We start from the raw sequence: 14,378 nt of genomic DNA, 5'->3' as shown, positions 1-14,378 counted from the left end.
AAGTCATACGGTCAAATAGCGCTTGACCAGATCGTCGTTCAATTGATTGATCGCACCGGCCGCAACGCCGCGCCCGCGGTCCATGATACAGAAACTATCGGCGATCTTGCGAGCAAAAGGCAGTTTTTGTTCGACCAGCAATACCGTAACGCCGAGTTCGCGATTGATCCGGGAAACGGCTTCATGAATCTCGAAGCGCGGTTCGCCGGCCGCAGGCGCGGCCGGGACCTTGCCGAGCCCGCGGTTCAACCGCTTGATCACATCGCCGATTTCGCTGACGATATTCGGCTGGATGCCTTCGGTCGGTTCGTCCAGGATCAACAATCTCGGATTGATCACCAGCGCCCGGCCGATCGCCAGTTGCTGCTGCTGGCCGCCGGATAAATCGCCGCCGCGCCGTTTCAGCATAGCCTTCAGCACCGGAAAAATTTCGAACACCGACTCGGGAATTTTGTTGCCGAAAATCTTCGGCGCGGCGCGCAGGCCGGTTTTCAGATTCTCCTCGACGGTCAGCAGCGGAAAAATCTCGCGCCCCTGCGGCACGTAGCCGATGCCCAGCTCGGCGCGCTTCTCGGCCTTGATTTGTGTGATATCGGTACCGTCAAAGCGGATGACGCCGCCGCTGCTCTTGACCAGCCCCATCACCGTCTTCAACAAAGTCGTCTTGCCGACGCCGTTGCGCCCGAGCAGGCACAGGCAGGCGCCGGCCGGAACGTCCAGATTCATTTCCCACAAGGTATGGCTTTCGCCGTAGTGTTGATCCAACGATTCGACTTTCAGCATCAGTCCCCCAAATAAACCTGTATTACGCGCGGATCGTTCTGTACCTCGTCCATCGTGCCTTCGGTCAGCACCGAACCTTCATGCAGCACGGTCACCTTGTGCGCGATCGAACGGATGAATTCCATGTCGTGCTCGACCACCACGATCGAGCGCTTGCCCTGCAGCGACAGCAAGAGTTCGGCGGTACGCTCGACTTCCTGATGCGTCATCCCCGCCACCGGCTCGTCGACCAGCATCACCAGCGGCTCCTGCATCAAGAGCATTCCGATTTCCAGCCATTGTTTCTGGCCGTGCGACAGGATGCCGGCGCGTTTGCCGGCCAAAGCGGTCAGCCCGATCGTTTCGAGCGTCTGCCCGATCAGATCGCGCTGCTCGCCGTTCAGTCTGAACAGCAGCGACGACCAGGTGCTTTTGTTCGCTTTCAGCGCCAGTTCGAGGTTTTCGAACACGGTCAACGCCTCGAACACGCTCGGTTTTTGAAATTTGCGGCCGATGCCCGCCTCGGCGATCGCCGCTTCGTCCATTTTCAAGAGGTCGATCGTCTGGCCGAAGAACACGCTGCCCGTGTCGGGCCGGGTCTTGCCGGTAATCACATCCATCAGCGTGGTCTTGCCGGCGCCGTTCGGCCCGATCAGGCAGCGCAGCTCGCCCGCATCGATATACAGCGACAACTGATTCAACGCACGAAAGCCGTCGAAGCTGACCGACACATCCTCCAGATACAGGATCGTGCCGTGGCGGGTATCGACCACGCCTTCGTGATACATCGCGCCGTCAAAGGCCGACTCGTCAATGTTCGGTTTTTCCTTCGTCAATTCGATCATGCCGCACGCTCCTTCAACCTGCGGTTCAGCAAGCCGGCGATCCCGTCGGGCAAGGCCAGCGTGACCAGGATGAATGCCCCGCCGAGCACGAACAGCCAGGCGTCGGGCAAGAGTCCCGTGAACACCGTTTTGCCGTAATTGACCAGCACCGCGCCGACGATCGCGCCGTACAGCGTGCCGCGTCCGCCCAGCGCGACCCAGACCACGATCTCCAGCGAGTTCAGCGGCGAGAATTCGCTCGGATTGATGATCCCGACCTGCGGCACATACAGCGCGCCGGCGACGCCGGCCAGCATCGCCGCGAATACGAAGATCCACAGTTTGTACATCTCGACCCGGTAGCCGATAAAGCGCACGCGCGATTCCTGGTCGCGGATCGCGGTTACGACGCGGCCCAGTTTGGTATTGACCAGCCATCGACAGGCCAGGAGCGCCCCGATCAAGGCAGCGCCCGAGATAAACAGCAGCGCCGCCCTGACGCCTTCGGCCTGGATGTTGAAGCCGAGAATGTCCTTGAAATCGGTCAGCCCGTTGTTGCCGCCGAAGCCCATTTCATTCCGGAAGAACGCCAGCATCAAGGCATAGGTCAACGCCTGCGTCATGATCGACAGATAGACGCCGGCCACCCGCGCCCGAAACGCCAGCCAGCCGAACACGAAAGCCAAAAGGCCCGGCGCCAGCAGCACCATGAGCAACGCAAAGCCGAAGTGGTCGAAGCCGTGCCAGTACCAGGGCAGTTTATCCCAGTTCAAAAACACCATGAAGTCGGGCAGCAGCGGATTGCCGTAAACGCCGCGCTCGCCGATCTGGCGCATCAGGTACATGCCCATCGCATAACCGCCGAGCGCGAAAAACGCGCCGTGCCCCAGCGCCAGAATGCCCGCGTAGCCCCAGACCAGATCCAGCGACAGGCCGAGCAGCGCGAACGTCATGTATTTACCGAGCAAGGACACCGTATAGGCCGAGAAATGCAGCGCCGAGCCTTCCGGAAACACCAGGCTGCACAGCGGCACGACTACGGTAATCGCTCCCAGTACCGCCAGCACGGCCAGAGCGGTCTTATCATTGCCGAAGAAAATCGCTTTCATCGCTTACGCCTCCGCCGCCCGGCCTTTCTGCGGAAACAATCCGCGCGGGCGTTTTTGAATGAATAGGATGATGAAGACCAACACCAGAATTTTGGCCAGCACCGCGCCGGCGTAGGGCTCCAGAAACTTGTTCGCGATCCCAAGCGAAAATCCTGCGACCAGCGTGCCGAACAGATTGCCGACGCCGCCGAACACCACGACCATGAACGAATCGACGATATAGGCCTGCCCCAGATTCGGGCCGACATTGGTGATCTGGCTCAAGGCCACACCGGCGACGCCGGCGATCCCGGAACCAAGCGCGAAGGTCATCGCGTCGACCCGGCCAGTCGGAATGCCCATCGCCTTCGCCATCCGGCGGTTTTGCGCGACCGCCCGCACTTCAAGGCCGAGCCGGGTACGCTTCAAAATTTGCAAGAGCGCCGCGAAAACCAGCAGGCAAAAAATCAGGATGTAAAAACGGTTCCAGGTCAGCGACAGAAAATCGTTAATCTGCCAGGAGCCGCTCATCCACTCGGGCGTCGCGACGCTGCGGTTCAACGGCGAGAAGATCGAACGCACGCCCTGCTGCAGGATCAGGCTGACGCCGAAGGTCGCCAGCAGCGTTTCGAGCGGACGCCCGTACAGGAAACGGATCAGCCCGCGTTCGATGGCCAGCCCTGCGAGCGCGGAAATCAAAAAAGCCGCCGGTATCGCCAGAAATATCGATAACCCCAGGCTGTCCGGCAGCAGTTGCTGAATCACATAAGTCGTATAGGCGCCGAGCATCATCAACTCGCCGTGCGCCATGTTGATCACGCCCATCACGCCGAAAGTGATTGCGAGGCCGATCGCCGCAAGTACCAGGACTGCACCGAGGCTGAGGCCGAAAAACACGGTTTCGATCGAACGGTAAAAATGGATACGCGCCTCGATCGAACGCAGGGTCGTTTTGGCTTCGCTGCGAATATCCGCATCGGCTTCCGCATAGCCGCCTTCGCCGTCGGCTTCCAGCATCGCGTTCAGTTTGTTCACGACGGCCTGGCTGTCATAGTCCTTGAGCGCCTGAATCGCCTTGAGGCGGGCGGCTTTATCGTCGCTGTCGAGATCGCGGACCAGAAAGATCAAGGCGATTGCCTGCTTGACGCGTTCATCCGTTTCGGCCGCGCGGTGTTTCTGCAAAAGATCCAGCGCATCCTGATCCGCGTCCTTCATCATCGCGCCGATGGCGGCAAGGCGCGCCGACGCGTCTTCGGACCCGAGCCGGAGCCGGCCGATCAGTTTGCGCAGCTCGCCGCGCAAACGGCTCGTCACGTTGATCCGGCCGATCGCCTCCGCCTCGGCAAGCCCCAGATCGGCGCCGTTCGAAGCCTCTTCTATCCGGTAGCGGCCGTTGTTTTTTTCCGCGATGACCGGCCGGCCCGAGGCTTTTTCCAGATAAAGGCGGCCGTCCAGCAAGGCCTGTAAAATATCCGGACTGCGCGGATGGCCGGATTCGGCCAGCGCCGCGATGCCTTGTTCGCGTTCGGCCATCGAACCCCGGCCGATTTTCGCGACCGCTTCGGCAAAGGCGTCCCGGATGCCCGGTTGTTCGGCGCGCGCGCCGCCTGGCGGCAACATCAGCGCGATCGTCAGGCCGATGATCGTGCTATAGGTTTTGATAATCATCTGGTGTCCCGAAATATTCAATTTTGATCGTTCCCATTTATGCCCTTGGGGTACGCTCTGCGCTCGTCATTAATTCACACATCGGGTTGCGACCACGGTGTAGGTTGGGTTAGCGATAGCGTAACCCAACGTTTGATGTCCCGATGTGTTGGGTTACGCTATCGCTAACCCAACCTACGTAGGGAGTTTTCTCGTAAGCGCTCTGCGTGGGAACGATAAGCGGGGAGTTTATTTGTAATTCTGCCCCGAGCACTTTTTGGTCTTGGTGTTGTAATTGCCGCAACTGATCGGTGCGGTCCAGTCCGCGATGATCGGTTTGCTTTCCGGCAGATAGTCGGACCAAGCGTCGCCGTCGACAACCTTATTGGTCTGCCAGACGGTCAGGAACTGGCCGTTATCCTGAATTTCGCCGATCAGCACCGGCTTGCTGATGTGATGGTTCGGCAGCATCTTCGCGGTACCGCCGGTCAGGTTCGGAAACTCGACGCCGATCAGCGCCTTCTGCACCGCATCCGGATCGGTCGTGCCGGCCTTTTCGACCGCTTTCACCCACATGTTGAAGCCGATATAGTGCGCTTCCATCGGGTCGTTGCTCACGCGTTTGTCGTTCTTGATAAACGTCTTCCATTGATCGATGAAGGCCGCGTTCTTGGTCGTATCGATGCTCATGAAATAGTTCCATGCCGCGAGATGACCCACCAGCGGTTTGGTATCGATGCCGGACAGCTCTTCCTCGCCGACCGAGAAGGCCACGACCGGAATGTCCTCGGCCGAGACGCCCTGGTTGCCGAGCTCCTTATAGAACGGCACGTTCGCATCGCCGTTGATGGTCGAAACCACCGCGGTTTTCTTGCCGGCCGAGCCGAATTTCTTGATGTCCGCGACGATGCTCTGCCAGTCGGAATGGCCGAACGGGGTGTAGTTGATCATGATGTCCTTCTTCGAAACGCCTTTCGCTTTCAGATAGGCTTCGAGAATCTTGTTGGTCGTGCGCGGATACACGTAATCCGTGCCGGCCAGCACCCAGCGCTTGACCTTCAGGTCGTTCATCAGGTAATCGACCGCCGGAATCGCCTGCTGATTCGGCGCCGCGCCGGTATAGAACACGTTCTTCGACGACTCCTCGCCTTCGTACTGCACCGGATAGAACAGGATGCCGTTCAGTTCCTCGATCACCGGCAGCACCGATTTCCGCGACACCGAGGTCCAACAACCGAAGATCGCGGCGACTTTGTCCTTGGTCAGCAGCTCGCGCGCCTTTTCCGCGAACAGCGGCCAATTCGACGCCGGATCGACCACGACCGGCTCCAGCTTCTTGCCGAGCAGGCCGCCTTTCTTGTTCTGTTCGTCGATCAGCATCAGCATCGTATCCTTCAGCGTCGTTTCGCTGATCGCCATCGTGCCGGACAGGGAATGCAGGATGCCGACCTTGATCGTGTCTTCGGCGGGCTTGGCCTCTTCGGCCGCAGCGGCCTGCATACCGGCCAAAAGCACTGCCGCGGATAACGCACCGGACAGCAGCCGGCGGGGGGATCGTTTTGAAAATAAACTCATGTGAATTCTCCTTGCTTGAATGGTCTTGTCGTTAAATTTGCCACTGGAAGCCCAGCGTCATCGCATTCACCCGGTCGCCGCTCGCGGTGGATGAGTAATCCAGGCCCTTGGTCATCAGGTCGCCGTACTGCCAGCTCAGCGAAATACGGGCGTTATGGCCGTCGATCACGTAATTGACGCCGCCCTCGTAAACCTCGCGGGTCGCGCTGCCGTTCGGATCGACGTTCACGTAGCGCACGAAGGGCTGGAACTGGCCGATCCAGAGTTTTTCCGGAAACAGGTACATCGCGCTAACGTCGTAGGCGTTGCCTTCGAACATCGCGAAACCGCCGCCGGCATCGCGCGAAGCCTGGCTGTAGCCGTCCGAAATGCCGTAATTCTTGTACTCGCCGTTCAGGGTCACCACGCCTTCGTTGGGCAACACTTTTTCGAGCAGCATATCGACCGCGGTGCCCCGGAAAGTGCCCGGATCGAGCTGCGTGCCCGCGCCGTCCTCCTGGTACTGATTCGAAATCGCCAGGGTCAGGATGTCGCCGCCCTTGCCGTAATAGGTGCCGGAGGTGTAATAGCCGGGATTTTTTTCGACGTCCCAGAAGTTGTAGGCGATGCGTTGCGAATAGAGGATGTTGTCGTCGACGTTCGCACCGCCGCGCAGGCCGCGGAAAAAACCGAGCGCGTACTGCAAACGTCCGTCGAAGAACGAACCCCAGACCGTCGCGCCGTCGTCCCGTCCGAACGAACCGGCGGAAGTGCCGTCGCTTTTGATCACCAGATTGAAGTCGGCCGGCTCGAACGGCGTGCCGGTCGCAAAGATGTTGTAAATCGCGCTGTAGAACGGACCGTTCATTTCCCGGCGCTCGGCCGGCACCAGCATCCGCCCGGCCCAGATATTGAACATCGAATTCAGTTCGAACTTGCCGATCGCATCAAGGATGCGCATCTCGCCGCCGTCGCCGCAGGTCTGGCAGTCGGTGTTGAATTCGAGCTTGATGTATTGGTGGATCTGGCCGTTCAGGTACAGACGGATGTTGTCCAGGTTGAAATCGTTGGTCCATTTGCCGCCGTTCGCGGCGCCTTCGGTCGAGCGGAAACTGGTGCGGAGCCCCGCGCCGACGCTGACCCATTTGGTGTCGTCGATCTTGAAAGTCGCCCCGGCTTCCGCGGCCGGCGCATGCCCGCCCGCCGCGATCGCCAAAGCCAGTGCCGGTAAGGCCGGAAGCAGCCGCTTGCCCGCCGTCTGCCCGATGGTATCGTTCATGTTAATCCCCCAAAACTGATAAGCTTGAATGTGACTTGCGCATCAGGAATTTCGCGATGCAGCCTGGTTCGGCTGGCGGAAATTATTCGGCGGGACCATATTTCGCACAATGCGTCATCTGACTGATCAGTCAAATGACGTATGGCGGAATTCGAGCGGCTTTTCTATAGTGCCGGAAACGGTAACGGGTACACATTCCGATGAAAAAACGCACATCCTTTCGCTTATGGAAGACTCTGGGATTCCTGGTTCTGGCGCTGCTTGCCGACATTGCCGCGGCCGGCATTGACAAGGCGTCGGTCCGGAACATCGAAGTCACGGTCGACGAACAGAATCTCGATCAGTTCGGCGTCTCCTTATCCGCAGAGGAATTGGCCCGGGGAGTCGGAAAAAATCTGGCCGATGCCTATTTCCCGGTGCTCAAGCCCGGCGAGAAAGCGTTTTCGCATACGCTGAAGGCCTTTCTCCATCCCATCAAACACCAGGACACGCCGGTCGGATTTTCTTTCAGCGCCGGCAATTCGGACCCGCGCGCGCAGGATTTCCAGAAAGCCGATGTGTTGACGATCGAATGCGGGTTAAGCGACAACCGGACCCCGGCCAACACCGTCAGCCGAACGATGGAATTCGGCGCAAGCTCGCTAAAGCATGCAATCGGCAAGAAAAACAGGCAGCAAATCAGCAAAATCCTGGTCGAGCAGATCAGCACGGCCTGTTATGACCTGCTGGAGGATTTGGAACTGGACGAGTCGGCCGCGGATACCGGAAAAAGCGCCGTCAAGCGCCCCGGCTGGATGCCGCAAATACGCGTCGAGATACGGAACGAGGAGCCGGCGTCAGCCGAAAACAACGCGGGCAAAACAGCGTCGAAACCCGCGAAACCGGCACAGCACGAAGAACCGAAGAAAAAGATGATCATCCATAACCAGGGCTCCCCGGTGATTTTGAAGCTTGGGCACGAGCGATTGTAGGGTACGCTGCGCGTACCTTCAAAGGTTTTACCCGGCGATTGTCGCCGTACCGGTACGCGCAGCGTACCCTACGGTGCTGCATGCCGGGCCGCACTTTATCAAATACCGATTAAACGTTATGCTTCCGCTTTACGATTCGATCCGCGATCATCATGTCCAGCGTCATCTACCAAAACATCACCAAGATCCGCCGCGACTATAACGCCTGGGTCGCGAACGAAACGCTGGAGGACTACGCGCTGCGGTTCGCGCCGCGTTCGTTCCGCAAATGGCCGGAATGGCAGGTCGCCAATACCGCCTTCGGCTCGACTTCGTTTCTGGTGCTCGAAGCGATCGGCGGCTTTCTGTCGATCAATTTCGGCTTTACCAACGCCTGCTGGGCAATCGTCTCGGCCGCGCTGATCATTTTTTTGATCAGCTTTCCGATCAGCTATTACGCGGCGCGCTACAACATCGACATCGATTTGCTGACGCGCAGCGCCGGCTTCGGCTATATCGGCTCGACCGCCACCTCGCTGATCTACGCCTCGTTTACGTTCACCCTGTTCGCGCTCGAAGCCTCGATCATGTCGCAGGCGCTGGAGCTGTATTTCCGGATTCCCATCGCCTGGGCCCACCTGATCAGCGCGGTGATGGTGATTCCGCTGGTCACGTTCGGGATCACCACGATCAGCCGGCTGCAGCTCTGGACGCAGCCGGTCTGGCTGGTCCTGCTGATCGTTCCCTATGTCGGCCTGCTCCGGAACGAACCGGAGGCGGCGCTGACGCTCAGCGCGTATTTCGGCATCGCCGCCGGCTTCGAGGGCTTCGACTGGCTGGCGTACGGCGCGGCGACCACGATCGCGTTTTCGATGATCGCGCAGATCGGCGAGCAGGTGGATTTTCTGCGCTTCATGCCCGACAAGAAAAAGCACAACCGAATCCGCTGGTGGATCGCGACGATTTCCGCAGGTCCCGGCTGGATGCTGTTCGGCATGTGCCGGCAGCTCGCCGGCGCCCTGCTCGCGCATCTGGCGGTCCGGCACGGCATTGCGCCCGAACATGCGCACGAACCGACGCAAATGTATCTGATCGCCTACCAGGAGCTGATCGCCGACCCGCGGCTCGCCCTGGCCGTTACGACGTTGTTCGTGGTGCTGAGCCAGATCAAGATCAATGTGACCAATGCTTACGCGGGCTCCCTGGCCTGGTCCAATTTTTTTTCGCGGCTGACGCACACGCATCCGGGCCGGGTCATCTGGCTGTTTTTCAACGTGATGATCGCGCTCTTGCTGATGGAGTTCGGCGTGTTCGGCGCGCTCGAAAAAATTCTCGGCCTGTTTTCGCACATGTCGATCGCCTGGATCAGCGCGGTCGCCGCCGAACTAATGATCAACAAACCGCTGGGGCTCAGCCCGAAAACGATCGAGTTCAAGCGCGCCTATCTCCCCGATCTGAACCCGGTCGGCATCGTTTCGACATTGACCGCTTCGATTTTTTCGATCATGGCCTACGCCGGCCTGTTCGGGGATTATCCGCAGGCATTTTCGGCCTTTATTGCGCTGGGATTGACCTTTATCCTGATGCCGGCGTTGGCTTTTTGGTACGGCTCCGATCGCTACCTGGCGCGCGACCGTTTGCGCCGCAACCGCAAGCTGCACAACGCATGCTGTATTTGCGAAAACGAATTCGAACATGAGGATATCGCCTACTGCCCTGCCTATGCGGGCAGCATCTGCTCGCTTTGCTGCACGCTGGACGCGCGCTGCTTCGATGCCTGCAAGCCGGGCCATACGCTCGAGGACTATCTGCATACGGTCGCGCGGCGTTGTTTGCCGGCGCGCCTGACGCTCGAATTCCGGCTGCGCCTGCTGCGCTTCGCGCTGCCGTTTTCGCTGCTGGCGGTCTTGAGCGGCATTTTCATCGGCATCATTTATTACCAGGATCTGATCGAGGCGGCCGCGTATCCCGAAACCTTCCGCCTGCTGCTCCAAAATTTCATCAAGACCTATACCGCGCTGCTGGTGTTCATCGGCCTGTGCACCTGGTGGCTGATCCTGAACGACGAGAGCCGGCGCATTGCGCACGAAGAAACCGCGAAACAGACGCAAACGCTTCTGACCGAGATCGAAAAACACAAGCAGACCGACGCCAAACTGCAACAGGCGCTGACTTTGGCCGATTCGGCGAATATCGCGAAAAGCCGCTTTCTGAGCAATATGAGCCACGAAATCCGCTCGCCTTTGAACAGCATCATCGGCTATGCGCACATTCTCGAAAATGACCCCTCGATCCCCGAACACCGGCAGCAGGCGGTCAGAACGCTGAAACGCAGCAGCGAGCACCTGTCCGCCCTGATCGAAGACATTCTCGATATCGCCCGGATCGAGGCGCGCAAATTCGAACTGAAATACCGGCCGGTCAATTTTCCGGTCTTCATCGACCATCTGGTGCAAATCTTCCGCGAACAGGCGACCGAGAAAGGGCTGGCTTTCCGCTGCCATATCGGCAATACCCTTCCCCACTGCATCCGCGGCGACGAACGGCGCATCGGGCAAATCCTGATCAATCTGCTGAGCAACGCAGTCAAGTTTACCGAGCAAGGGGAAATCATCTTCAAAATCGGCTACAGCGGCGGCGTCGCGACCTTCCAGGTAGCCGATACCGGCACCGGCATCAAAGAAGAACACCTGCCGGACATTTTCGAACCGTTTACCCGCTTCGGTTCGGCCGGCGGCAATGCGGCGGCCGGCAGCGGGCTGGGACTGACGATCAGCAAGATTCTGGCCGAAATCATGGGCGGCGAATTGACCGTCAAAAGCGCGCCCGGACAAGGTTCGCAATTTTCGGTGCGCCTGTGGCTGCCGAGCCTCAGTGCCCCGGCCGACCTGCTCGAAACCGATATCACGGGCTACCACGGCCCCCGGCTCAAATTATTGATCGTGGACGATCAGATCGATCACCGGCAACTGTTGCTGGTGCTGCTGGAGCCGTTGGGCTTTTATCTGGCCGAAGCCGGCTCAGGCGAAGAATGCCTGCTCAAAATCGAAGAGGACAAGCCCGATCTGATCCTGCTGGATTTATCGATGCCCGGCATCGGCGGCGCCGAAACGGCGGTGCGCCTGCGCCGGCAGGGCTACCCACATCCGATCATCGTGCTCAGCGCGAATGCTTATCCCGCCGACCGTCTCGCCGCGCTCAACGCCGGCTGCAACGACTTTCTGGCCAAGCCAATCCAGGTCAAGGAGCTTTATTACAAGCTGAAACTGCATCTGAATCTGACCTGGATCGTCAAGGAATGGAACACTGGCACTGCCGCTGCCGCGCGCCCCTTGGAACGGCCTCCCGCAGAGATCATCGAATTGCTGACCGACTCCGTCCGCATTGGCGATTTACTCGGCCTCACCCGACAACTCAAGCAGCTCGGCGGCGAATATCCCGAGTACCAGGCGTTTTTCGCCAAAATCAGGCAATTGGCCGGCGAATTCCGGATCGCCGAAATCAAGAAGCTGCTCCATGCGCCCGCGGCCGACAAACCGCCGGCATGACGGTATGTTCAGGCAAAAACGGCTACCTCTGTGACTTTCTCTTGCGAGCCAACCTCAATGACGAGCGGCAATTTACCGAATAACGGCACTGTGATGATCGTGGACGATACGCCCGGCAACCTGGCGCTGCTTTCCGATACGCTGTCGGAAGCCAACTACCGGGTGCTGGTCGCGACCGACGGCTATTCCGCCCTGGAACAAATGCAGTATCTGCTGCCGGACATTATTCTGCTGGATGTCATGATGCCAGGCATCGACGGCTTCGAGACCTGCCGGCAAATCAAATCGAATCCCGAAACCGCCGACATTCCGATCTTATTCATGACCGGCCTCGGTGAACTGGACTCCTTGTTGCGCGGCTTCGGCGAAGGCGCGCTGGACTATATCGTCAAACCGATCCGTCCGCCGGAAGTTTTGGCCAGAATCGAAGTGCATCTCGCGCAAGCCCGCACTATTCAGCGCGCCCGGCACGCCCTGCAGCACGGCCGTTTTTCCGCGCTGACCGCCGACGGCGCCGGTATGATCCGCTGGCTGACGCCCTCCGCCCGGGACTGGCTGAACGAGATCCGGCCGCCGGAGCGTCCTCCCCTGACCGCCCTTTCCGCTATCAGCTCGCGTATTCCGTCCCCGCTTTACGAATGGTTCATTCATATCCTGACCGGACCCCAGCGGCAAATGCCGGAGAACGCGGCGCCGTATCAATCGGACCTGGGCCATTCCGCCCGCATGGCGCTTTGCCATCAGCCGGACGAGTATTTATTACTGCTGCAGAAGGCGTCCCCGGCCTGGGATCTGGAATCGTTGCGCACGAGCATGAAACTGACGGCCCGCGAAGCCGAAATCCTGATGTGGATATCGCGCGGCAAAACCAACAAGGAAGTCGGCCTGATTCTTGACAGCAGCCCCAGAACGGTCAACAAGCATCTGGAGCATATTTTCGAAAAACTCGGCGTCGCCACGCGCGCGGCGGCGGTGGCGATGGTGTTGAAAGGCCAGTAGAATCACCTCGGCCGACCGTGGTCAACCGAGACGCTAATTCCGCTTTTCGGTGATGAGTTGCCAAAGCGTGTGCATGAAGGCCGCTCGAACGCAGAGGCCTGGCTTTGAACCGGTGCTCCCTGGACCAAGGAATCTTGCTATCTCAATCGGCCTTGCAACGCCTTCATCTGAATCCGGGTCTCGATGCTGCCCGCCAACAGCATCAGATAGCCGACAAACTCCCCGCTTTCTTCAATCACGCATTTATAAAAACGCTGGTAGTCGTCTCCCATCAATTCCTGCAGGAAAGGGCCATGCCCGAACAATTGCGCTACCGGCATGGCCACGATAAATCCTCCCCACAGTACGGAAAACGCGGAAGTCGACATGAAATGCGCAAACTGCCAGCGGAATTTGTCTCTATTCGCGCAACCCAGATAGACGGCATACAGAATCAGGATAAAACTGAATTTCCAACTGATCCAGGGCAGCCATACATCCAGAAGGCCGTCCAGTTCCCGGATCGCGGCAAATCCGGAAACCGACGCCAGAATGATCAGCAGCTCGCGGAAATCCGAAGCGGCTGTGGTTGTTGACAGAAATATCATGCTGGCGCCTAGCAGCAACCCGACATGCACCCATTCGAGAGGCCCGTTTTCCCCAAAAATAGCTTCAACCCCATAACGGACCAACATGGGAAGCGAAAAGGCGAAAAGGGTAATCACCAGAGAATATGCGATGAAACGCAACATTCTTGGCAGCACCGGCTCATTGATGAGTCCGGAAGTGAAGCGGTTATTCTCCATAAAACATCTTAATGCAAATTTAAAACAGCCCAATATGGTGCTGATTTTATTCCCTCATTGCAATACCAATGTCACATTTAAAAGCACGTTCCCCATCAAAGCCGATACTTCGCGCTCTGATTCGGCGTCAACCGGTTGTGCTCGTCGATATAATCCTGCCGGCTGATCGGCCTGATCAGCAGCAGACCGGCGACAAATCCCCCCGCATGCGCCCAGAAGGCGATTTGCGCAGGGCCGCCGACCGCCGGGACCGCGCTGATCAGTTGGATGAAAAACCAGTAGCCGAGCATGTAAACGGCCGGAATCGCAGCGGTCGTGATAAAGAATCCCAATGGAATCACCGTGTGCACATAGGCCCTCGGGTAAAGCCTGGCATAGGCGCCCATGACGCCCCCGATCGCCCCGGAAGCGCCCACCATCGGCGTAACCGCGCTGGGATCGGCCGCGATTTGGGCCGCTGCGGCCGCCAGGATACATAACCCGTAAAAAAAGATAAAATGGAAGGGCCCCATCGCATCCTCGACGTTGTCCCCGAAAATCCACAAAAACCACAGGTTGCTGATGATATGGAACCAGCTGCCGTGCAGGAACGCATGCGTAATCAGCGTGGAAAGGCTTTCCTTGCCGTCGAGCACGCAGACTAGGTCGTCCGTCAACTGCAGGCGCGTGCCGACCGGTACGGAATTCAACAACTCGCCCGGAATCAGGCTGTACAGGCACAGCGATTTGACCAGCGGCTCTTCGCTGCCCGCGCCCTGCACAAAAATCCAGATCAGAAGATTCAATCCGATCAGTCCGAGCGTGGCGACAGGGGTACGGATCGTGGGATTTTCATCGCGGATCGGAAACATGGAATTCTCCTTTAAATTCGGTAAAGTCATTGTCCGGCTGCCGGCGGCATCCGGCCAATGTAAACGGAATCGCTCCCGATTTCAATCGGCA

Annotated in this window: 11 protein-coding genes; 3 read left to right on the top strand and 8 right to left on the bottom strand. The window is 58.8% G+C overall.

All coding sequences use genetic code 11. The annotated features are described in order from the left end of the window. Window positions 1-3: 3 nt before the first annotated feature. From CC94_RS0109820 to CC94_RS0109795, 6 genes are all read right to left on the bottom strand, one after another. Window positions 4-783, bottom strand: a complete 780-nt coding sequence (locus tag CC94_RS0109820) for an ABC transporter ATP-binding protein (RefSeq protein ID WP_005369381.1) — start codon at window positions 781-783, stop codon at window positions 4-6. Continuing rightward, the gene (urtD, locus tag CC94_RS0109815; RefSeq protein ID WP_051040450.1) at window positions 783-1,550 is read right to left on the bottom strand and encodes an urea ABC transporter ATP-binding protein UrtD; all 768 of its coding nucleotides are present in this window, start codon (window positions 1,548-1,550) and stop codon (window positions 783-785) included. The genes CC94_RS0109820 and urtD overlap by 1 nt, the downstream gene beginning before the upstream one ends. 53 nt (window positions 1,551-1,603) lie before the next feature. After that, window positions 1,604-2,695 (bottom strand): urea ABC transporter permease subunit UrtC, encoded by a 1,092-nt coding sequence (urtC, locus tag CC94_RS0109810; RefSeq protein WP_031430673.1) that lies wholly within the window; start codon window positions 2,693-2,695, stop codon window positions 1,604-1,606. A 3-nt stretch (window positions 2,696-2,698) separates the two neighbouring features. Then, window positions 2,699-4,342, bottom strand: a complete 1,644-nt coding sequence (gene urtB, locus CC94_RS0109805; RefSeq protein WP_005369378.1) for an urea ABC transporter permease subunit UrtB — start codon at window positions 4,340-4,342, stop codon at window positions 2,699-2,701. A gap of 228 nt (window positions 4,343-4,570) precedes the next feature. Further along, window positions 4,571-5,821 carry an urea ABC transporter substrate-binding protein gene (gene urtA, locus CC94_RS0109800; RefSeq protein WP_245549510.1) on the bottom strand — a complete coding sequence of 417 codons (1,251 nt, stop codon included), beginning with the start codon at window positions 5,819-5,821 and terminating at the stop codon, window positions 4,571-4,573. Between the two features lie 106 nt (window positions 5,822-5,927). Then, complete coding sequence (locus tag CC94_RS0109795; protein ID WP_005369376.1) at window positions 5,928-7,154, bottom strand: porin family protein; 1,227 nt, start codon at window positions 7,152-7,154, stop codon at window positions 5,928-5,930. A 200-nt stretch (window positions 7,155-7,354) separates the two neighbouring features. Between CC94_RS0109795 and CC94_RS0109790 the strand changes: the two genes are divergently transcribed. The 3 genes from CC94_RS0109790 to CC94_RS0109780 all read left to right on the top strand — a co-directional run bounded on the left by CC94_RS0109790 (window position 7,355) and on the right by CC94_RS0109780 (window position 12,651). Beyond that, window positions 7,355-8,125 carry a hypothetical protein gene (locus CC94_RS0109790; protein ID WP_005369375.1) on the top strand — a complete coding sequence of 257 codons (771 nt, stop codon included), beginning with the start codon at window positions 7,355-7,357 and terminating at the stop codon, window positions 8,123-8,125. 152 nt (window positions 8,126-8,277) lie between these two features. Beyond that, complete coding sequence (locus tag CC94_RS0109785) at window positions 8,278-11,652, top strand: hybrid sensor histidine kinase/response regulator (protein ID WP_005369373.1); 3,375 nt, start codon at window positions 8,278-8,280, stop codon at window positions 11,650-11,652. Between the two features lie 57 nt (window positions 11,653-11,709). After that, window positions 11,710-12,651, top strand: a complete 942-nt coding sequence (locus CC94_RS0109780) for a response regulator transcription factor (RefSeq protein ID WP_005369370.1) — start codon at window positions 11,710-11,712, stop codon at window positions 12,649-12,651. Window positions 12,652-12,788: 137 nt separating this feature from the next. Here CC94_RS0109780 and CC94_RS0109775 read toward each other — a convergent pair whose 3' ends face one another. Continuing rightward, window positions 12,789-13,238: a hypothetical protein gene (locus tag CC94_RS0109775; RefSeq protein WP_157203413.1), complete on the bottom strand. Its 450-nt coding sequence runs from the start codon at window positions 13,236-13,238 to the stop codon at window positions 12,789-12,791. 293 nt (window positions 13,239-13,531) lie between these two features. Continuing rightward, window positions 13,532-14,287, bottom strand: coding sequence for a rhomboid family intramembrane serine protease (locus CC94_RS0109770; protein WP_005369365.1), 756 nt, complete (start codon window positions 14,285-14,287; stop codon window positions 13,532-13,534). Window positions 14,288-14,378: the final 91 nt, after the last annotated feature.

Origin of the sequence: Methylomicrobium agile (genome assembly GCF_000733855.1) — a bacterium.
Classification (GTDB): domain Bacteria; phylum Pseudomonadota; class Gammaproteobacteria; order Methylococcales; family Methylomonadaceae; genus Methylomicrobium; species Methylomicrobium agile.
The sequence above is the reverse complement of the archived record's forward strand: the minus strand, read 5'-3'. Positions and strand labels throughout refer to the sequence as shown.

What these genes read in the sequence shown, in the direction of transcription:
- CC94_RS0109820 (WP_005369381.1), bottom strand. Translation starts at nt 783, where the DNA reads ATGCTGAAAGTCGAATCGTTGGATCAACACTACGGCGAAAGCCATACC.
- urtD (WP_051040450.1), bottom strand. Translation starts at nt 1,550, where the DNA reads ATGTATCACGAAGGCGTGGTCGATACCCGCCACGGCACGATCCTGTAT.
- urtC (WP_031430673.1), bottom strand. Translation starts at nt 2,695, where the DNA reads ATGAAAGCGATTTTCTTCGGCAATGATAAGACCGCTCTGGCCGTGCTG.
- urtB (WP_005369378.1), bottom strand. Translation starts at nt 4,342, where the DNA reads ATGATTATCAAAACCTATAGCACGATCATCGGCCTGACGATCGCGCTG.
- urtA (WP_245549510.1), bottom strand. Translation starts at nt 5,821, where the DNA reads ATGCAGGCCGCTGCGGCCGAAGAGGCCAAGCCCGCCGAAGACACGATC.
- CC94_RS0109795 (WP_005369376.1), bottom strand. Translation starts at nt 7,154, where the DNA reads ATGAACGATACCATCGGGCAGACGGCGGGCAAGCGGCTGCTTCCGGCC.
- CC94_RS0109790 (WP_005369375.1), top strand. Translation starts at nt 7,355, where the DNA reads ATGAAAAAACGCACATCCTTTCGCTTATGGAAGACTCTGGGATTCCTG.
- CC94_RS0109785 (WP_005369373.1), top strand. Translation starts at nt 8,278, where the DNA reads ATGTCCAGCGTCATCTACCAAAACATCACCAAGATCCGCCGCGACTAT.
- CC94_RS0109780 (WP_005369370.1), top strand. Translation starts at nt 11,710, where the DNA reads ATGACGAGCGGCAATTTACCGAATAACGGCACTGTGATGATCGTGGAC.
- CC94_RS0109775 (WP_157203413.1), bottom strand. Translation starts at nt 13,238, where the DNA reads ATGATATTTCTGTCAACAACCACAGCCGCTTCGGATTTCCGCGAGCTG.
- CC94_RS0109770 (WP_005369365.1), bottom strand. Translation starts at nt 14,287, where the DNA reads ATGTTTCCGATCCGCGATGAAAATCCCACGATCCGTACCCCTGTCGCC.